Source organism: Cereibacter sphaeroides 2.4.1, assembly GCF_000012905.2.
Lineage (GTDB): Bacteria > Pseudomonadota > Alphaproteobacteria > Rhodobacterales > Rhodobacteraceae > Cereibacter_A > Cereibacter_A sphaeroides.
The window spans coordinates 1,956,046-1,974,455 of record NC_007493.2; the positions used below are offsets into that span (position 1 = coordinate 1,956,046).

Here is an 18,410-nt window from a genome sequence, read left to right on the forward strand (position 1 = left end):
CACGCCGCCGACCGCTGCGTCCTGGGATGCCCTGCTGCCCCCTGCCGTCAGGTGCAGAGACCCCCGCCCCTGCCGCGTCCCTCTCCTCCCGGCTTGAGCAGTCGCGAGGCGGGCAGCCCTTCGCGGCGGACAAGGGACGTCCCGAAAGAGCCGATCGCAGGTTCGGCAAAGACCGGTGGCCGCTTGCGGCTCACGGAATCGTCCCTCCGCCGCGGGTCAGGGGCCCCGCTCCGCTCATCCGAGGCGCCGCCGGCGTCGCGCAGGCCGTCAGAGCGAGGGGCCGAGCGTGATCTCCGACCCGTCGGTGAAGCGCGACAGGCGAAAGCGCGTCAGATCGTGCCCGACGGGCCGTCCCGCCACCAGATCGGCCACCACGCGCCCCACGCCCGGGCCGATCCCGAACCCGTGGCCGCTCATGCCGGTGGCAATGGTGAGGCCCGGCACACTCGGGGCCCGGTCGATCACCGGCACCACATCGGGCATCGTGTCGATCATCCCGGCCCAGGTCGCCCGGATCTTCGGCCGTCCCACCCCCGGAAAGGCGCGCCCGAAAGCCGCCGCCGCCCGCGAGAGGGTGGCGAGGTTCGGCGCGGGGTTCAGCACCCGCATCGCCTCGAAGGGCGTCGGCGCTCCCTTCGACCAGGTGCGCGGCGTGTTCCAGCCGTCGGGATAGTCGCGCGGCGCAAGCCAGCGGTAGTGGGTGCTGAGGAAGTCCTTCTTCACCGCCTTGCGGTATTTCAGGGCATGGCGGAAGGCATCGGGGCCGATGAAGAAATCGTGCTCCGACCCGCCCGCGATCGTGTAGCCCCCGTCCTCGCGGCGGCGGAAGGCGAAGGCGTCGTCGGCCGCCGCTCCCGGCAGGATCTCGGGCAGGGGCTCGGTCTGCGCGACCGAGGACAGCACCGAGAGCTGCGGCAGGTTCACCCCATGCGCCCGGGCGAAGAGCGAGGACCAGGCTCCGCCCGCCAGCACCACCTCGGGCGCGCGGATGCGTCCCCGCTCGGTCGTGACCCCGGCCACGCGTCCGCCCTCCAGATCCAGCGCCCGCACCGCGCAGTCCTCGAGGATCGTGACCCCGCGCTCGGCCGCCCCGGCCGCCAGCGCCGGCACCGCAAGCCAAGGCTCCGCCCGCGCATCGGAGGCGGTGAAGAGCCCGCCTTGCCAGAGATCCGCCGCCCCCGGCAGCCGCTCGGCCAGCTCGCGGCGCCCGAGAAGACGCGTGTCCAGCCCCTGCGCCGCGGCATGGATCATCCAACCCTCGTACTGGCTCAGCTGCTCCTCGCGATTGGCCAGATAAAGCACCCCGGTCTGGCGGAAGCCGAACGGATTGCCCAGGCTCTGCGCCAGCCCCTGCCAGAGCCGCAGGCTCTCGACCATGATCGGCAACTCATCCGGGTCGCGGCCCTGCTGGCGGATCCAGCCCCAGTTGCGGCTCGACTGCTCGCCCGCCACGCGGCCCTTCTCGCAGACCGTGACCCGGAACCCGCGCTCGGCCAGATACCAGCCGGTCATCACGCCGATCACGCCCGCGCCGATCACCACCACATCGCAGCTCTCGGGCAGCGGCCCGGTGAAGCGCGCGGGCACCGCCATCGAGATCGGAAAATGCATCACCGCGCGAGATCCGCGACCAGCCGCTGCAGGAAAGCCCAGCCTTCCTCGAACTGCGCCACCTCGAGATATTCGTCAGGCTGGTGCGCCTGGGCGATGTCGCCCGGCCCGCAGACCACCGCCGAATAGCCTGCCGCCTGGAACTGGCCCGCCTCGGTGCCGTAGCTCACGACATGGGTGCCGTTGTCGCCCGACAGCCGCCGCGCCAGCGCCTCGGCCGCCCCCTCGGTTTCCGGACGCAGCGGCGGATAGCCGAAGAGCCGCGCGATCCGGATCGCGGCCTCGGGATGGATGGCCTTCATCTCGGCCTCGAGCGCCTGCGCCTCGGCCTCGAAAGCCGCCGCCCACTCCTCGACCGTCTCGCCCGGCACCGCGCGGAATCCCATGTCGAAGCGGCAGTCGCGGGCGGTGATGTTGCCGGCCGTGCCGCCGCGGATGGTGCCGACATGGACAGTGGTCCAGGGCGGATCGAAGAGCGCCGCCACCTCCGACGGCCGGGCGGCCGCGCTCTGCGCATTGCGCCGGTTGGCCCAGTCGATCAGCCGCGCGGCCGACATGACGGCATTGACCCCGCGGTGCATGATCGAGGAATGGACCTCGTGGCCCTGCACATGGCAGATCAGCCCGCCCCCGCCCTTGTGGCCCGTCACCACCTGCATCCGCGAGGGCTCGCCCACGATCACCGCCCGCCCCTTCGGCAGACAGCGCGCCATCTCATCGATCATGGCGGGCGCGCCGAGGCAGCCCACCTCCTCGTCGAACGACAGCGCGATCTGCAGCGGCCGCTTCACCCCCGTCTCCTGCGCCAGCGCGAGGGCGGCCAGCGCCAGCGCATCGAACCCCTTCATGTCGCAGGTGCCGCGTCCGTAGAGACGCCCGTCGCGCTCGGTCAGCGTCCAGGGATCCGAGCTCCAGTCCTGCCCCTCCACCGGCACCACATCGGTATGGCCGGAAAGCACGACCGCGCCCTCCACCTCGGGCCCGACATGGGCATAGAGCGCGGCCTTCGTGCGCTCCTCGTTCCAGACCCGGTGCGCGGTGATCCCTGCGCCCTCAAGAAACTCCTCGACCCAGTCCACCAGCGCCAGATTGCTGTCGCGGCTCACGGTGGGAAAGGCCACCAGCCGCTCGAGGATCTGGCGGGGCGTGAGCGGGCTGGGCATGGTCGTCTCCTGTTGAAGGAGGAAGCGTGGCCCCGCCCGCAGCCGAGGTCAAGCCCCGCGCCCCGCCTCCTTCACGCTGGTCCAAATATCCCGCGGGGGTCCGGGGGCGCGAAGCCCCCGGGGGCCGGCCCCGCTCAATGCATCTTCCGCTGGATCCGCCGCAGCGCGATCCACACCGCAAGCACCACGACCGGTGTCAGCACCGCGGTGGCCATCCCCTTGCTGATCCCGAAGGGCTCGGTCAGAGGATAGACCGCATAGGCTGCGAGGCTCACGGCATAATAGCTGATCGCCACCACCGAGAGCCCCTCGACCGTGCGCTGCAGTCGCAGCTGCAGGTCCGCCCGGCGGTCCATGCTCTCGAGCAGCTTCTGGTTCTGCGCCGAGCGTTCCACATCCACCCGCGTCCGCAGGAGTTCCGCCGCCCGCTGCGCCCGCTCGGCCATCGAGCGCAGCCGGCCCTCGGCCGATTTCACCGTCCGCATCGCCGGATCGTAGCGCCGAGCCATGAATTCGGCGAAGGTCTGCCGCCCGCTGATCCGCTCCTCGCGCAGTGCGTCGATCCGGTCGTGCACGATCGCCTCATAGGCCCCGGTCGCGCCGAAGCGGAAGGTGAACTGCACGGCGAGGCTCTCGAGCTCGGCATTAATCTTCAGCAGTTCGTGCAGCGCCTCGTCGGGCGACTGTTCGATCTCGTCGAGCCCCGAGACGAGGGCGGAGAGCTTCGGATCGAGCGCATTCAGCCGCCCGTTCAGCGTGCGCGCCCGCATCAGCCCCAGCATCGACATGGCGCGGTAGGTCTCGATCTCGCAGAGCCGGGTCACGATCCGCCCGATCCGCCGCGCCCCCGTGCCCGGCTTCACGAAGACGGAAAAGCGCATGTGGCCCGCCGGATCGATGCGGAAGTCGCCCGCCACCACCGCCGCACCATCCACGATGCGCGAACAGGCAAGGCTGTCGGGCACGAACCAGCCCTCGAGCCGGTCGAGCGCCGCCGCCTCGTCCGCAGGCATCTCCTCGATGCGGATCAGGAGCGAGACGAGCCGGCGCCCCGGCGCCCGCTCTACCCAGTCCTCGGGAAAGACCTCGGCCTTGGCCGGGTCGAAGGGGCGCTCGTGCAGCCCCGGCACGAAGGCCGTGTAGGTCACGAATTCGGTGTGGCTCTCCCAGCGCAGCTCTGCCCGGCCGATGGGCGCCGAGAAATGCGTGGCCTCGGGCGCAGGATGGGCCGTCCCGTTGCGGTCGAGAATGTCGAGCAGATGCGCCCGGTCGCGCGCCCGGTCGCGGTTGGCCGCATCCACCGGCTCCTTGAAGGCCATGAAGACGACATGGCACGGCGCCTCGAGCGCCGGATAGGGACGGGCGTGCAGCTCGTTGGCAAGCGCATAGCGCAGGGGATGGTCGGCGACGGGGGGCATCACGGGCTCCGGCTGGACGGCGAGGGACAAGCTAGGGGGCGCAGAGCGGTTGAGGAAGAGGCCGCCGTGTCACGGGCGACGAAAGAGGCAGATGTTCGTGAGAGGAGCGCCTTGAGGCGCGGCGGGTTCCCGCGGCTCTCCCGACTGCGGGACCCCTGCCCGACTGTCCCCAGCGCGGCGTGCGAGGCTCGCGCGGCCGGAGACCGAAGCCTGACAAGCACCCCCCAAACGGAATGCGCGCCCCGCCGGGGGGCGGAGCGCGCGCAAGGGGACGGACCCGAAGGTCACTCGATCAGCGGCAGGAGCGCGTCGAGGCTCTTTTTCGCGTCGCCATAGAACATCCGCGTGTTGTCCTTGTAGAACAGCGGGTTCTCGATGCCCGAATAGCCGGTGCCCTGCCCGCGTTTCGAGACGAACACCTGCTTGGCCTTCCAGACTTCGAGCACCGGCATCCCGGCGATGGGCGAGTTCGGATCTTCCTGCGCCGCCGGGTTCACGATGTCGTTCGAGCCGATGACGATGGCCACGTCGGTCGAGGGGAAGTCCTCGTTGATCTCGTCCATCTCGAGCACGATGTCGTAGGGCACCTTCGCCTCGGCCAGAAGCACGTTCATGTGCCCCGGCAGACGGCCCGCGACGGGGTGGATGGCGAAGCGCACGTCCTTGCCGCGGGCACGCAGCTTGCGGGTCAGTTCCGACACCGAGCCCTGCGCCTGCGCCACCGCCATACCGTAGCCCGGCACGATGATGACCGAATCCGCGTCGTTCAGCGCGGCCGCCACGCCGTCGGCATCGATGGCGATCATCTCGCCCGCGATCTCCTGCGCCGGGCCGGTGGTGCCGCCGAAGCCGCCGAGGATCACCGAGATGAACGAGCGGTTCATCGCGCGGCACATGATGTAGGAGAGGATCGCACCCGACGAGCCCACCAGCGCGCCGGTGACGATCAGGAGGTCATTGCCCAGCGTGAAGCCGATGGCCGCCGCGGCCCAGCCCGAGTAGCTGTTCAGCATCGACACGACGACAGGCATGTCGGCCCCGCCGATCCCCATGATGAGATGCCAGCCGAGGAAGCCCGCGATCAGCGTCATCAGGAGCAGCGTCCAGACGGCAGAACCGGCCGGCGCGTTGAAGTAGATCACGAGCAGCACGAGCGAGGCCACGATGGTCGCCGCATTGATCGCATGGCCGCCCGGCAGCTTGGCGGGCTTGCCGTCGATCTTGCCCGCGAGCTTGCCGAAGGCCACCACCGAACCCGTGAAGGTCACGGCGCCGATGAAGATGCCGAGGAAGACCTCGACCTTCAGGATCAGGATCTCGACCGGCATCTTGTGGGCCAGCACCGCGGCAAAGCCCGCGAGCGCCTCGAGGTTGCCGCCCTGCTCCTTCACCGCCACGACCGAGCCCAGCTCGAACTGGGCGTTGAGGCCGATAAAGACCGCAGCCAGACCCACGAAGGAATGGAGCGCCGCGACGAGCTGCGGCATCTCCGTCATCTCGACCTTCTTGGCCACATAGGCCCCGGCCACGGCGCCCGCGATCACCATCACCGCGATGATGACGTAATGGCCCACGCCCGGCCCGAAGACCGTGGCGCCCACCGCCAGCGCCATGCCGACGATGCCGTACCAGACGGCGCGCTTCGCGCTCTCCTGCCCCGAGAGGCCGCCGAGCGAGAGGATGAAGAGGATGGCCGCGGCGATGTAGGCGGCGGATGTCAGTCCGATGCTCATCGGGCCCTCCTTACGACTTCTGGAACATGGCGAGCATCCGGCGCGTGACCAGGAAGCCGCCCACAATGTTGATGGTGGCGATCAGGACCGAGATCGCCGCAAGCAGCACCACGAGGACATTGCCCGAGCCGATCTGCAGCAGCGCGCCGAGGATCACGATGCCCGAGATGGCGTTCGTGACCGCCATCAGCGGCGTATGCAGGCTGTGCGAGACGTTCCAGATCACCTGGAAGCCCACGAAGCAGGCCAGCGCGAAGACGATGAAATGCGCCATGAACGAAGGCGGCGCATACATCCCCACGAACAGGAGGAGCGCCGTGCCCACGGCAAGCATCGCGACCTGGCTCACCGTCTGCTTGCGGAAGGTGGCGATCTCGGCCGCACGCTTCTCTTCGGGGGTCAGCTCCTTCACCTTCTCGCGCGGTTTCGCGGCCGCGATGGCCGCGACCTTCGGCGGCGGCGGCGGGAAGGTGATCGCGCCGTCATGGGTGACGGTCGCGCCGCGGATGACGTCATCCTCCATGTTGTGATGGATCACGCCGTCCTTCTTCGGCGTGAGATCCGTCAGCATGTGGCGGATGTTGGTGGAATAGAGCGTCGAGGCCTGAGCCGCCATGCGCGAGGGGAAGTCGGTATAGCCCACGATGGTCACGCCGTTCGGCGTCACGATCTTCTGGTCGGGCACCGTCAGGTCGCAGTTGCCGCCGCGCTCGGAGGCGAGGTCGACGATGACCGAGCCGCGCTTCATGGCCGAGACCATGTCCTCGGTCCAGAGCTTCGGCGCCGGCCGACCGGGGATGAGCGCCGTCGTGATGACGATGTCCATCTCGGGGGCGAGCTCGCGGAACTTGGCCAGCTGCTTCTCGCGGAACTCGGGGGACGAGGGGGCCGCGTAGCCGCCGGTGGCCGCGCCGTCCTGCGCCTCCTCGAACTCGAGATAGACGAATTCGGCGCCCATGGATTCGATCTGCTCGGCCACTTCGGGCCGCACGTCGAACGCATAGGTGATCGCACCGAGCGAGGTGGCCGTGCCGATGGCCGCAAGGCCCGCTACGCCCGCACCCACCACGAGCACCTTGGCCGGGGGCACCTTGCCCGCCGCCGTCACCTGCCCCGTGAAGAAGCGGCCGAAGTTGTTGCCGGCCTCGATCACCGCGCGATAGCCCGCGATATTGGCCATCGAGGACAACGCGTCCATCTTCTGCGCGCGCGAGATCCTCGGCACCATGTCCATCGCGACGACAGTGGCGCCCTTCTCCTTGCAGAGCTCCAGAAGCTCGGCATTCTGGGCGGGCCAGAAGAAGGAGATCAGCGTCTGTCCGCGGCGCAGCCGCTCGGCCTCGGCCCGTTCGGGACCGCGCACCTTCACCACGATGTCCGCGGCCTCGAAGAGGGCCGCGGCCGAGGGCAGGACCTCGACGCCGGCGGCGGCATAGGCTTCGTCGGAGAAGCCCGCCTTCATGCCCGCGCCGGTCTCGATCACGCAGTGATGCCCGAGCTTCTGCAGCTGGAGGGCGGAGTCCGGCGTCATGGCGACGCGGGCCTCGCCCTCGAATATCTCCCTGGGTGCTCCGATCTTCACCGATTATCCCCCTTCATTCGCGGCTTCCGGCGGGGTTCGCCGGCCCGCCTGTTTAACATTGCGCAAGAAAATTGCACAAGACGGTTGCCGCCTTGCAGCAAGTTGCAGATTTCGTCCAGCGGGCGCGTTGCCGCTGCGTCACAGCCAGCGCCGTGTCCGGCGGGTCCAGTCGTCGAATTGCGCCCCGAAGGCAAGGCGCAACCGTGCCTCCTCGGGCTCGACGAAGCGCCGCGTGAGCACCCACAGGAAGGCGGGCACGAGCGGCAGGCCCAGCGGCGCGTCGATCCAGAGGAGCACCGCGAGCAGGATCAGGAGATCGCCGAGATAGATCGGGTTGCGGCTGATCGAAAAGACCCCGTCGGTCACGAGGGCGCTCGGCTGCCGGTGCGGCAGGACGGTGGTCGCGGCCCGGCGCATCAGGCGCGCGGCCAGCCCCGCGAGCACGAGGCCTGTCCCGCCGAGGCCCACGGCCGCGATCCGTCCGGGCGCGCCGAACAGCCCGAACGGCACCAGCCGGTCGAGCGCGAGGGCCACGATCACGAAGAGCAGCAGCCAAAGCGGCGGCAGGTCGAGAGGCTTCATGCGGTCTCCTTGCGCGGGTCGCCCCCTCATGCCACGGGCGGGGCGCCCCGCAAAGGGCCGAGGCGCCTTGCGGCCCCGCGCCATTTGCCGCTACCTCCGTTGCGCAGAATGGGAGGGACGCATGACGGATTTCGAGGCGACGCGGGCGATGTTCGACCTGCCCGAGGGCGTGATCTACCTCGACGGAAACTCGCTCGGTCCGCTGCCGCGGGCGGCGGCGGCGCGGGTGGCGGGCTGCGTCACCGAGGAATGGGGCGGGATGCTCATCACCGGCTGGAACCGCGCGGGCTGGATGGAAATGCCGCGACGGCTGGGCGACCGGATCGGCCGGCTGGTGGGGGCGGAGCCCGGGACGGTGGTTCTGGGCGACACGCTCTCGATCAAGGTCTTCCAGGCGCTGGCCGCGGCCTGCGAGATGCGCCCCGACCGGCGGGTGATCCTGTCGGACAGCGGCAACTTCCCCTCGGATCTCTACATGGCCGAGGGGCTCTGCCGGATGCTGGGCGACCGCGAACTGCGCGTGGTGGCGCCCGAGGCGCTCGAGGATGCGATCGACGAAAGCGTGGCCGCGATCCTCGTGACCGAGGTGGATTACCGCACCGGGCGGCGGCACGACATGGCGGCCCTCACCGCCCGGGCCCATGCCGCGGGCGCGCTCGCGATCTGGGATCTCGCCCATTCCGCCGGCGCCCTGCCCGTCCGGCTGGCCGAGGAGGGCGCGGACTTCGCGGTGGGCTGCACCTACAAGTACCTGAACTCCGGCCCCGGCGGGCCCGCCTTCATCTATGTGGCCCCCCGCCACGGCGAGCGCGCAGTGCCCGCGCTTTCGGGCTGGCTCGGGCATGAGGCGCCCTTCGCCTTCGATCCGGCCTACCGCCCGGCGCGCGGGGTCGAGCGGATGCGGGTGGGGACGCCCCCCGTGATCCAGATGGCGGCCCTCGATGCGGCGCTCGACGTCTGGGAGGGCGTGGCGATGGCCGATCTGCGGGCGCGCTCGCTGGAGCTGACCGACCTCTTCATCGCCGAGGTCGAGGCGCGCTGCCCGGACCTCGTGCTCGCCACGCCGCGCACGCACGAGCGCCGCGGCTCGCAGGTGAGCTTCCGCCATCCCGAGGCCTATCCGATCATGCAGGCGCTGATCGCGCGCGGCGTGATCGGCGATTTCCGCGCGCCCGACATCCTGCGCTTCGGCTTCACGCCGCTCTATATCGGCGCCTCCGAGGTGAGCCGCGCGGCGGAAATTCTCGGCGAGGTGATGGCGGGCCGGCTCTGGGACCGTGAGGACTATCGCCGGCGCGCAGCCGTGACCTGACAGGGGAGCGCGTGAGGGAGGGGCCGTCGCCGGGGGCATCGAGCCCCCGACGACGGCGCTGCCGCTCACGGGAGCGGACCCGGCAGAACCCGGTGCCGCGCGCGTAAAAAACACTTGCTTTCGGGGGATCTCCGCCGTCCGGCTTTGACCATCGACGCCGAGTCGTTTACCTTCCCATGTCAGACAGCCCGCCGACAGGGCGGGCGCGGGGCAGGACAGCGGAATGGAACTGATCGGACGGAAGCTTGCAGCCGCGGTACTCGCGGCGGGGATGCTGGGGGGCTGCGTGCCGGACGCAGCCATGGTGAATGGCAAGGTCGAGGAACCGGCCCCGCAGCCGAAGCTCTTCGAGGGGGCCTATGCGGCCCGGGCGGACGGCAAATATACCCTGCCCGCCATCCCCACCGACCGGGTGCCGGTGCAGTATCAGCGCCAGACCGTGGCCTATACCAGCAACGAGGCGCCCGGCACCATCGTCATCAACCCGCGCGAGCGCGTGCTCTATTTCGTGACGGGCAAGGATACGGCGATCCGCTACGGGATCGCGGTCGGCAAGGAAGGTTTCCAGTGGTCCGGCACGGCCGTGGTGGCAAACCGCCGCCACTGGCCGACCTGGACGCCGCCGCCCGAGATGATCGACCGCAAGCCCGAACTGAAGAAATGGGAGAAGGGCCAGCCCGGCGGGCCCACGAACCCGCTCGGTGCGCGCGCGCTCTATCTCGAGACCAACGGGCGCGATTACGGCTACCGCATCCACGGGACGCCGGAATGGAACTCGATCGGGCATAATGCCTCGTCGGGCTGCATCCGCATGATCAACCAGGACGTTGTCGACCTGTTCGAGCGCGTGCCGGACGGAGCGAAGGTCGTGGTGATGACGCATGACGGCAAGATGCCGACCGGCCTCACCCTGCCGCCGCCCCCGCCGAAGAAGGCCAAGCCCGTGGCCGTGGCGGCCGTGACCGCGCCGGCCAAGCCCGCGATTCCGTCGGGGCTGTCGAACCTGCCGATGCTCTCGCCCTACGGCGCCCCCGCCGCAGCGGAGCCGGCAGCGACCGAGCCCACCGCGACGAGCCCGTCAGAAGCCACGCCCCCTGCCCCGGCCGCCGATACGCCACCCGAGACCACGGGCCCTCTGGCCGACGAGCCCTCGGCCGTTCCGGCGCCCGAAGAGGTGCCCGATGCCCCGGTGGTCCTGCCTCCGGCCGAAGCCGCGGCGCCTGCGGAAAGCCAAGCCACCGACTCGCTTTGATCGGGGATCACCCGTTGCTCTGATCGGGCCGCCCCTCGGGCGGCCCTTTCGCATTGCGCCCCCCCGGCGGCTCCTGATGCCGCGGATGAGGCTCTGATACCTGATGAGGGTTGCCGACCCGTCCCGGCACACCGAGAGGGCTTCATGGACGCCCTAAGGCGGACCTCCAAGGCAAGGAGGGGTTTCCCCGCAGGAGACGGCGGTCGGCTCTTCGGCGGCTCTCATTGACGCGTCCGACCATTCGTGCAGGCGCTCAGGCACGGCGGTCGAGTCTCCGGCTCCTCCCCTTGACGCGTCTGGCCATTCGCGCCGGCGCTAAGGCACGGCTGTTGGCTCTCCGGCAAGCTCACCCTGCGCATCCGGCCGTTCCTGCCGGCGCGCCGGTGCTCAGGCGCTGAGACGGGTCGGGGCGCGGCACTCCGCCCAGTCTCGCACCGCGGCGCCGAAGGCCGCGAAGAGCGGGCGCGAGACCGGATCGCTTGCGGCGTTCCATTCCGGATGCCACTGGACCGACAGGGTGAAGCCCTTCGCGCCCTCGACATAGATCGCCTCGGGCGTGCCGTCGGGGGCGGTGCCGTCGATCACGATCCGCTGGCCCGCGCGCGCAATCCCCTGACCGTGGAGCGTGTTGGTCATCACCTCCTCCGCCCCCATCAGCCGGTGGAACACCCCGCCCGGCGTGAAGCGCACCGGGTGCCGCAGGGCGAACTTCTCTTCGATCGTGCCGTCGGGCGGCATCCGATGATTCATCCGCCCCGGCAGGTCGCGGATCTCGGGATGGAGCGTGCCGCCCATCGCGACGTTCACTTCCTGAAAGCCGCGGCAGATGCCGAGGAAGGGCTGGCCGCGCTCGACGCAGGCGCGCACCAGCGGCAGGGTGATCGCGTCGCGGGCCCGCTCGAAGGATCCGTGCGCGGGCGTCTCGTCCTCGCCATATTCGGACGGATGGACGTTCGGGCGGCCGCCGGTCAGCAGGAAGCCGTCGCAGAGATCGAGAAGTTCCTCGACCGTCACGAAGGTCGGATCGGTCGGGATGATGAGCGGCAGGCAGCCCGAGACAAGGGCCACGGCCTCGCTGTTCATCGTGCCCCCCGCATGAACGGGGTAGCTCTCGTTCAGGAGCGAGGAGTTGCCGATGATGCCCACGACTGGCCGGCGGTGGGCGGGACCGGGCCGGGCGGAGCCGACAGGGGACGGGCTGGGAAAGCTGGGGCCGGGGATCTGGGATCGCATGGTGAGAAGATAGGGCCTCAGTGCCCGCAGGTGAAGGGAAAGGCGCAGCCAGAGCCTTGCGCTGATGCACAGAACGCCGCGTTCTTGTGCAGCCTGTGCCCGGGCTGCTGCGCCGGTAGCGCTCCTCGGGTGCGGCTGATCGGGCGGGAGACAGCTTCCGCATGACCCGCGCAGGGCGGCGGGCGTCGCCCTGCACGGAGCGGCCGAAGCACGGCCGTGCTCCGGGTCAGGCTGCCGCGCCGAGGCTGGCGGCGGCAGCGGCCAGCGCCCCCTCCCCGTGCGGGATCTCGAGCGCTGCGAGCCCCGCCTCCATCACCGCGAGCGCGCCGAGCGTCATGTGGGCGTTCACGTGGCCCATGTGCGCGACCCTTAGGAACCCGTGATAGGCGGGCTCCGAGGGCAGCGCCATGCCAAGGCCGATGCCGAGCGTCACGCCTGCCCGCGTCTCGGTCCATTCCCGCAGCCGCGTCGCATGGGGCGCGCCCATCCGGGCCGCCGTCACCGAGCGGCCGCGGCACGCAGCATCGGCCACGTTGAGCGCAATCTCGGGATTGCCCGCGCCCCAATGGTCGAAGGCCGTCCAGACCGCCCGCGCCAGCGCCTCGTGGCGCGCCCAGACCGCGGGCAGTCCCTCATCGAGGATCATGTCGAGCGCCGCCCGCAACCCATAGAGGTGATGCGTCGGCGCGGTGCCGCAGAAATGCTGCCAGAATTCGGTGCCGAAGCTGCGGGGCGTCCAGTCCCAGTAAGGCGTGCGCAGATCCGAGGCGCGGCACCGTTCCAACGCGCGGTCGGAATACCAGACGAAGCCCAGCCCCGGCGGGGTCATCAACCCCTTCTGGCTCGCGCCGACCGTCACGTCGGCCCCCCATTCGTCCATGCGATATTCGTCGCAGGCGAGCGAGGCGATGCAATCGACCGCGAGCAGCGCCGGATGGCCCACGGCATCGATGGCGGCGCGGAGCGCGGCCACATCGTTGCGGATCGAGGTGGCCGTGTCGACATGGGTCACCAGCACCGCCTTGATCCGATGCCCGGGGTCGGCCCGCAGCGCCTCCTCCAGCCGGGCGGGATCGGCGGGCGCGGCCCGGCCGAAGTCGATCAGCTGCACATCGACGCCGAGGGCGCGGGCACTCTCGGCCCAGCCGTGGCCGAAGCGGCCGGTGGCCAGCACCAGCGCCCGGTCGCCGCGGCTGAAGAGGTTGGCGTTCGCCGCCTCCCACGCGCCGTGCCCGTTCGCGATATAGAGCGCCACCTGATGCTCGGTGCCGGCAATGCGCTTCAGATCCGGCCAGAGGCTGGCCACCATCTCGTGCAGGGCGCCTTCGTAGATGTTGGGCGCGGCACGGTGCATGGCGTTCAGCACCCTGTCCGGCATGGCGGAGGGGCCGGGAATGGCAAGATAGGGACGGCCGTGCGCAAGCGACATGGATCTTCTCCGGGAGTTGCCCGAAATGGCTACGCCCGCCTCCGCAGAAGGTCAATCGACGCGCGCGGACCCGAACCGGCGGCCGCGCGCGGGGACCGGCCGCCCCTCGCCGCCTTGCCACCGGGCGCCCTTTCGCGATAGACCCGGCGGACCCTTCGACGAGGCCGCCCTTGCCCCGCACACCCGCCGATCCGCGCTACAGCTCCGGCCGCCTGTTCGGCCGGCTCTGGCACGGCTATCTCAAGCGCCACACGGGCACGATGGGCTTGGCCTTCCTGCTCAACGTGATCGAGGGCTCGACGCTCGGCGCGCTCTCCTGGCTGATCCAGCCGCTCTTCGACCGCGTCTTCGCCCCGGGCGGCAACAACCTGCTGCCGTGGGTGGGCCTGGCGATCCTCGGCCTCTTCGTGCTGCGCGCGATCACCTCGGTGGCCTCCAAGGCCATTCTCACGCGGGTCTCGCAGATCAGCTCGACCGCGATGCAGGTCGATCTGCTCCGCCACATCCTGACCCTCGATCAGGGCTTCTTCCAGAAGAACCCGCCCGGCGCGCTGATGGAGCGGGTGCAGGGCGACACGAACGCCGTGCAGGGCGTCTGGTCGAGCGTGATCCTCGGCATGGGGCGCGACGTGGTCTCGCTGATCGGCCTCTTTGCCGTGGCGGTTTCCATCGATCCGATCTGGACACTGGCCGCGCTGGTGGGGGCGCCGCTCCTGATCCTGCCTGCGCTGGTCGTGCAGCGCTATATCCGCAAGAAGACGCGCCAGATGCGGGTGCAGGCCGGGGCGCGCTCCACCCGGCTCGACGAGATCTTCCATGGCATCCAGCCGATCAAGCTGAACCGGATGGAGACCTACCAGCTCGACCGGTTCCGGCGGATCGTCGATGTGATCGTGCGGGGCCAGCTCAAGATGGCGGTGGGGCGCGCCACCATGCCCGCGCTGATCGACGTCATCACCGGGATCGGCTTCTTCGCCGTCCTCGTCCTCGGCGGGCGCGAGATCGCCTCGGGCGAGCGGACGACGGGCGAGTTCATGTCCTTCTTCACCGCCATGGCCCTCACCTTCCAGCCGCTCCGGCGTCTGGGCGACCTGTCGGGCTTCTGGCAGATCGCGGCCGCCAGCCTCGAGCGGATCTACCGGCTCTTCGACACCGAACCCCAGGTGCTGCGCCGCCCGGTCACGGCCACGCCTAAGGCAGGCGTTCCCGAGATCCTGATCGAGGACGTGCATTTCGCCTACGACGACCATCCCGTGCTGAACGGCCTCAGCTTCCGGGCCGCGCCGGGCAGGATGACCGCCCTCGTGGGGCCGTCGGGCGCAGGCAAGAGCACGGTCTTCCATCTGCTCACGGGCCTCATCGAGCCAAGGTCGGGGCGCGTGCTCCTCAACGGGGTCGACGCGGCAGACATGGCCCTGTCGGACCTGCGGGCGCAGTTTGCCGTCGTTTCGCAGGAGGCGGGCCTCTTCGACGAGACGATCCGCGAAAACGTGACCCTCGGCCGCGACGTGCCGCAGGACCGGCTCCGGGCGGCGCTCGAGGCCGCGCATGTGACGGAGTTCGTCGACGGCCTGCCCGAGGGCGATCTGACGCCCGCGGGGCCGCGCGGCTCGCGTCTGTCGGGCGGCCAGCGCCAAAGGGTGGCCATCGCGCGAGCGCTCGTCTCGGAGGCGCCGGTACTGCTTCTCGACGAGGCCACCTCGGCGCTCGACGCGGCCTCCGAGGCGCTGGTGGCCGAGGCGCTGAGCCGGCTTGGCGAGGGCCGCACGACGCTGGTCATCGCCCACCGGCTCTCGACCGTGCGGCAGGCCGACCGGATCGTGGTCATGGAAGAGGGCCGCGTCGTCGATCAGGGCACGCACGAGGAATTGCTGGCGCGGGGCGGTCTCTATGCCGAACTGCACCGGCTGCAGTTCAGGAACGGAGAGACCCATGCCGGGTGAGATCGCAACCGACCGCAGGCTCTGGGAGATCTCGGGCAAGGACGGCCTGCATTTCCTGCAGGGACTCGTCTCGAACGACGTCCGACCGCTCGAGACCGCCGACGGGATCGTCTGGGCCGCGCTCCTCTCGCCGCAGGGGAAGTATCTGGCGGACTTCTTCGTGGTTCGGACGGGCGGGCGGCTCTTCATCGACATCTCGGACCGGCTGGCCGATCCTACGCTGAAGCGGCTCACCATGTATCGCCTGCGCGCCGACGTGCAGATCGCGCCGCTCGACCTGTCGGTCGTGCGCGGCCTCGGCGAGGCGCCCGCGGGCGCCCTGCCCGACCCACGCCACCCGGCCCTCGGCTGGCGCGGCTACGGGATGGACGGGGGCGCCCCCGAAGTGGACTGGGACGCGATCCGCGTGGCCCATCTCATTCCGGAGAGCGGGCTCGAGCTGGTCCCCGACGACAGCTACCTGCTCGAATCGGGCTTCGAGCGGCTGCACGGCGTGGATTTCCGCAAGGGCTGCTATGTGGGTCAGGAAGTGACCGCGCGCATGAAGCACAAGACCGAGCTGCGGAAGGGTCTGGTGCGGGTGCGCATCTCGGGCGAGGCGGCGTTCGGCGCCGAGATCACGGCAGACGGCAAGCCCGCGGGCACGCTCTTCACCCGCTCGGGCGACCGCGCCATCGCCCATGTCCGCCACGACCGCGCCGAGGGCGAGATGCGCGCGGGCGAGGCTGCCCTGCATCTGGATCCCCTCGCGGAGTGACGGCCGCCCGCGGGGGGCTGTCCGCCCCCCGCACCCCCCGAGGATATTTGGGCCAGACTGAAAGGGGGCCGGGCGCGGGGCGGGCTCCTTTGTCAAAGCCGATGCCCGCAGGCCAGCAGAGCCTTGCACTCCCTGTCGGGAGAGATCAGACGCGCTCGGAATATTCCATGAATTCGGTATGCACGAGGATCTCCTCGTCCGGCCCGATGAAGGGCGGCACCATGATCCGCATCCCGTTGTCGAGGATGGCGGGCTTGTAGCTGTTGGCGGCGGTCTGGCCCTTCACCACCGGCTCGGTCTCGACGACGCGGCAGCGAACCTTCGCGGGCAGCGTGACGTTCAGCGGCTCGTCGCCGAAATAGTTGACCGTGGCGACCATCCCGTCCTGCAGGAAGGGTCGCCGCTCGCCCAGAAGCTCGGCGTCGATCTCGACCTGCTCGAAGCTCTCGGCATCCATGAAGATCAGCCGGCCGTCGCTTTCGTAGAGGAACTGCTGGTCCTTGTTCTCGAGTTCCGTGCGCTCGACCTTGTCCTCGGAACGGAACCGCTCGTTCAACTTCCGCCCGTCGCGGAGGTTCTTGAGCTCGACCTGCGCGAAGGCGCCGCCCTTGCCGGGCTTCACATGGTTGACCTTCACGGCCGCCCAGAGTCCCCCGTCATGCTCAAGGATGAATCCCGGCTTGATCTCGTTTCCGTTAATCTTCGGCATGCTGCATCCCGGCGCGCTTGATCGGCTGTGGCGCTACGCTATATATGCCCCCGGATCGGGCGGCAATGCCTCTGGAAACGAGGACTATCGGCGACGAGACTTGATCACAGTGCATGGCGGGCATTCCAAACGGAACATCCTGAATCGCGGCTGGTTATGCATATTCGCCGAACGCCACAAGAGAAAAGAGCAAGAACAGGACAAACTCATGGCCGATTTCATTGACAGCACCGCTTTCAACTTCGAACAGGGGCAACGTGCCCGCAAACTGTTCGCTGCCGTGGTGCTGGCCGCGCTGGATGATGCCATCGCGGACGACAAGAAGTATGGCAACGGGCCGGAACAGATCGCCCGCTGGGCACGGTCGCGCGACGGGCGCGAAGTGCTTTCCTGCGCCGGCATCGACCCCAACGAGCGGGTCGTGAAGGGGCTGATGGAATTTGTGAGCAAGGGCATCCGCACCTCGGTTGCGCTCTCGCGCGAAGAGAGCGAGCGGCGCCATGCGCTCGAAATGGATCAGGCAGAAGCGGCCTGAGCCATCCGTCATCGACAGGAAAGCGCGCCCTTCCGGGCGCGTTTTTCTTTGGGCGAAGGGCTGAAGCGGGGCTTCGCTCGGTTGGGCGAGTGGGAAGAGCGGGGCTTCATCCGGGCGGCCCATTCGAGACGCAGCGCTGCACACGCCTCGGCAACCATGTCCGGGTCTTGAGGGAACACCCGCTGGCGGCATCGGCCTCCGGGCTCGCCCGAGGGGCCGCCTTCCCCACAGGCGGGGCCTAAAGGCTGCTTGGGCAGGTCCAGACGAAGAGAGTGCGGCGATGCTCTCGATCGGAGCCTCTGGTCGGGCGCAAAGACGCTCTTGCCATCGAGCACGGCCGAGACTCAGGGGGAGATGACGCGGCCGCGCCCGGGCGCCTTTCGGGCGACGCGGCCGATCAGCCGATGCCGAGGGTCGGTCAGGAGGGATCGCGGGCCAGCAGTGCGCGATGAATCTCGGCGCGGACCAGCTTGCGGATGTTGCGGGTGATGCGCTCTCCCAGCTCTCCCCGAAGCTCCTCGCGGATCACGGCCTGCACCATCGCGCGCAGACGGTCGTCGTCGAGCTCCAGCGCCCCCTCGGAGGCGGACGGCGCCCGCATATCCGCGGTTGGCGCAGCCGCCGGCAGCCGCGGCTCCCGGTCGGCCGTCACAGCCTCCTGCCGCTGGCGTACCTCCTCTGCGGCCCAGCTCAGTCCAGCGAGCGGGTCCTGCGGCACCGCATCGGCAACAGGCCCCGACGCCAAGGAAGGCGCTTTGGGTGGGCCCGCCGTCCCGATTTCGTCCGGTTCGGCAGAGGACGCAGGCGGTGTCGTGAGGTCCACTTCGGCATCTGCCCGCGTCATGTCCGCCTTGGCCGTCTCCGGCCGCGCTGCTACATCCACGATGCTCACGACCGTCGCAGGCCGGATGAAGGGCGCGCCGGTCTCGGGGTCGCTCTCGGGCAGCCAGTCCTCCTCGGCCTCCATGAAGGGCGCTGGCGGCACCGTATCGACCGGCGTCACCACGCGAAGCGCCGGCGTCAGGACCAGAGGATCGGGGCCGACCGGCAGGGGCTCTCCCCCCGCCCCCTCGGCCACCAGTCGGCGGATCGAGGACAGAACATCCCCATATTCCACATTGGTCATGCGTTCCGTCATTCGGCTCTCCGGT

General features: G+C 69.8%; 15 protein-coding genes. 5 read left to right on the top strand and 10 right to left on the bottom strand.

The window, feature by feature from the left end; all coding sequences use genetic code 11:
* Positions 1-267: 267 nt before the first annotated feature.
* The 6 genes from RSP_RS09460 to RSP_RS09485 all read right to left on the bottom strand — a co-directional run bounded on the left by RSP_RS09460 (position 268) and on the right by RSP_RS09485 (position 8,089).
* On the bottom strand, positions 268-1,611 hold the full coding sequence (locus RSP_RS09460) for an NAD(P)/FAD-dependent oxidoreductase (RefSeq protein WP_011338095.1): 1,344 nt from the start codon (positions 1,609-1,611) through the stop codon (positions 268-270).
* The gene (gene argE, locus RSP_RS09465; RefSeq protein ID WP_011338096.1) at positions 1,611-2,774 is read right to left on the bottom strand and encodes an acetylornithine deacetylase; all 1,164 of its coding nucleotides are present in this window, start codon (positions 2,772-2,774) and stop codon (positions 1,611-1,613) included. Before argE ends, RSP_RS09460 begins: the two co-directional genes overlap by 1 nt.
* A 134-nt stretch (positions 2,775-2,908) precedes the next feature.
* Positions 2,909-4,192 carry a DUF3422 family protein gene (locus RSP_RS09470; protein ID WP_009565719.1) on the bottom strand — a complete coding sequence of 428 codons (1,284 nt, stop codon included), beginning with the start codon at positions 4,190-4,192 and terminating at the stop codon, positions 2,909-2,911.
* A 284-nt stretch (positions 4,193-4,476) separates the two neighbouring features.
* Complete coding sequence (locus tag RSP_RS09475; protein ID WP_002720403.1) at positions 4,477-5,925, bottom strand: NAD(P)(+) transhydrogenase (Re/Si-specific) subunit beta; 1,449 nt, start codon at positions 5,923-5,925, stop codon at positions 4,477-4,479.
* A 10-nt stretch (positions 5,926-5,935) separates the two neighbouring features.
* Entirely contained in the window at positions 5,936-7,507 is a 1,572-nt protein-coding gene (locus RSP_RS09480; RefSeq protein WP_002720404.1) for a Re/Si-specific NAD(P)(+) transhydrogenase subunit alpha, read from the bottom strand.
* Between the two features lie 138 nt (positions 7,508-7,645).
* On the bottom strand, positions 7,646-8,089 hold the full coding sequence (locus tag RSP_RS09485) for a methyltransferase family protein (protein WP_017140259.1): 444 nt from the start codon (positions 8,087-8,089) through the stop codon (positions 7,646-7,648).
* Between the two features lie 121 nt (positions 8,090-8,210).
* On the opposite strand from RSP_RS09485, the gene kynU reads away from it, so the two are divergent.
* Together kynU and RSP_RS09495 are read left to right on the top strand one after the other, a co-directional pair.
* Entirely contained in the window at positions 8,211-9,401 is a 1,191-nt protein-coding gene (kynU, locus tag RSP_RS09490; RefSeq protein ID WP_011338098.1) for a kynureninase, read from the top strand.
* A gap of 223 nt (positions 9,402-9,624) precedes the next feature.
* Positions 9,625-10,653: a L,D-transpeptidase gene (locus RSP_RS09495; protein WP_011338099.1), complete on the top strand. Its 1,029-nt coding sequence runs from the start codon at positions 9,625-9,627 to the stop codon at positions 10,651-10,653.
* 387 nt (positions 10,654-11,040) lie between these two features.
* Here RSP_RS09495 and RSP_RS09500 read toward each other — a convergent pair whose 3' ends face one another.
* A complete protein-coding gene (locus tag RSP_RS09500) occupies positions 11,041-11,886 on the bottom strand; it encodes a gamma-glutamyl-gamma-aminobutyrate hydrolase family protein (RefSeq protein WP_011338100.1) in 846 nt (281 codons plus the stop codon).
* A gap of 226 nt (positions 11,887-12,112) precedes the next feature.
* Positions 12,113-13,315, bottom strand: a complete 1,203-nt coding sequence (locus RSP_RS09510; protein ID WP_011338101.1) for a pyridoxal-phosphate-dependent aminotransferase family protein — start codon at positions 13,313-13,315, stop codon at positions 12,113-12,115.
* Positions 13,316-13,485: 170 nt separating this feature from the next.
* On the opposite strand from RSP_RS09510, the gene RSP_RS09515 reads away from it, so the two are divergent.
* Together RSP_RS09515 and ygfZ are read left to right on the top strand one after the other, a co-directional pair.
* Entirely contained in the window at positions 13,486-15,258 is a 1,773-nt protein-coding gene (locus RSP_RS09515) for an ABC transporter ATP-binding protein (RefSeq protein ID WP_011338102.1), read from the top strand.
* Positions 15,248-16,015, top strand: coding sequence for a CAF17-like 4Fe-4S cluster assembly/insertion protein YgfZ (gene ygfZ, locus RSP_RS09520; RefSeq protein WP_011338103.1), 768 nt, complete (start codon positions 15,248-15,250; stop codon positions 16,013-16,015). Before RSP_RS09515 ends, ygfZ begins: the two co-directional genes overlap by 11 nt.
* 145 nt (positions 16,016-16,160) lie before the next feature.
* Here ygfZ and efp read toward each other — a convergent pair whose 3' ends face one another.
* Entirely contained in the window at positions 16,161-16,724 is a 564-nt protein-coding gene (gene efp / locus RSP_RS09525) for an elongation factor P (protein WP_002720412.1), read from the bottom strand.
* Positions 16,725-16,932: 208 nt separating this feature from the next.
* On the opposite strand from efp, the gene RSP_RS09530 reads away from it, so the two are divergent.
* Complete coding sequence (locus tag RSP_RS09530) at positions 16,933-17,259, top strand: DUF6280 family protein (RefSeq protein ID WP_002720413.1); 327 nt, start codon at positions 16,933-16,935, stop codon at positions 17,257-17,259.
* Positions 17,260-17,677: 418 nt separating this feature from the next.
* Here RSP_RS09530 and RSP_RS09535 read toward each other — a convergent pair whose 3' ends face one another.
* Positions 17,678-18,397, bottom strand: a complete 720-nt coding sequence (locus tag RSP_RS09535; RefSeq protein ID WP_017140261.1) for a hypothetical protein — start codon at positions 18,395-18,397, stop codon at positions 17,678-17,680.
* Between the last annotated feature and the right edge of the window lie 13 nt (positions 18,398-18,410).

Excerpts from the sequence above, each read along its gene's own strand:
- efp (WP_002720412.1), bottom strand. The coding sequence starts at position 16,724 with ATGCCGAAGATTAACGGAAACGAGATCAAGCCGGGATTCATCCTTGAG.
- RSP_RS09470 (WP_009565719.1), bottom strand. The coding sequence starts at position 4,192 with ATGCCCCCCGTCGCCGACCATCCCCTGCGCTATGCGCTTGCCAACGAG.
- RSP_RS09495 (WP_011338099.1), top strand. The coding sequence starts at position 9,625 with ATGGAACTGATCGGACGGAAGCTTGCAGCCGCGGTACTCGCGGCGGGG.
- RSP_RS09500 (WP_011338100.1), bottom strand. The coding sequence starts at position 11,886 with ATGCGATCCCAGATCCCCGGCCCCAGCTTTCCCAGCCCGTCCCCTGTC.
- ygfZ (WP_011338103.1), top strand. The coding sequence starts at position 15,248 with ATGCCGGGTGAGATCGCAACCGACCGCAGGCTCTGGGAGATCTCGGGC.
- RSP_RS09530 (WP_002720413.1), top strand. The coding sequence starts at position 16,933 with ATGGCCGATTTCATTGACAGCACCGCTTTCAACTTCGAACAGGGGCAA.
- RSP_RS09535 (WP_017140261.1), bottom strand. The coding sequence starts at position 18,397 with ATGACGGAACGCATGACCAATGTGGAATATGGGGATGTTCTGTCCTCG.
- argE (WP_011338096.1), bottom strand. The coding sequence starts at position 2,774 with ATGCCCAGCCCGCTCACGCCCCGCCAGATCCTCGAGCGGCTGGTGGCC.
- RSP_RS09510 (WP_011338101.1), bottom strand. The coding sequence starts at position 13,315 with ATGTCGCTTGCGCACGGCCGTCCCTATCTTGCCATTCCCGGCCCCTCC.
- kynU (WP_011338098.1), top strand. The coding sequence starts at position 8,211 with ATGACGGATTTCGAGGCGACGCGGGCGATGTTCGACCTGCCCGAGGGC.
- RSP_RS09485 (WP_017140259.1), bottom strand. The coding sequence starts at position 8,089 with ATGAAGCCTCTCGACCTGCCGCCGCTTTGGCTGCTGCTCTTCGTGATC.
- RSP_RS09475 (WP_002720403.1), bottom strand. The coding sequence starts at position 5,925 with ATGAGCATCGGACTGACATCCGCCGCCTACATCGCCGCGGCCATCCTC.
- RSP_RS09460 (WP_011338095.1), bottom strand. The coding sequence starts at position 1,611 with ATGCATTTTCCGATCTCGATGGCGGTGCCCGCGCGCTTCACCGGGCCG.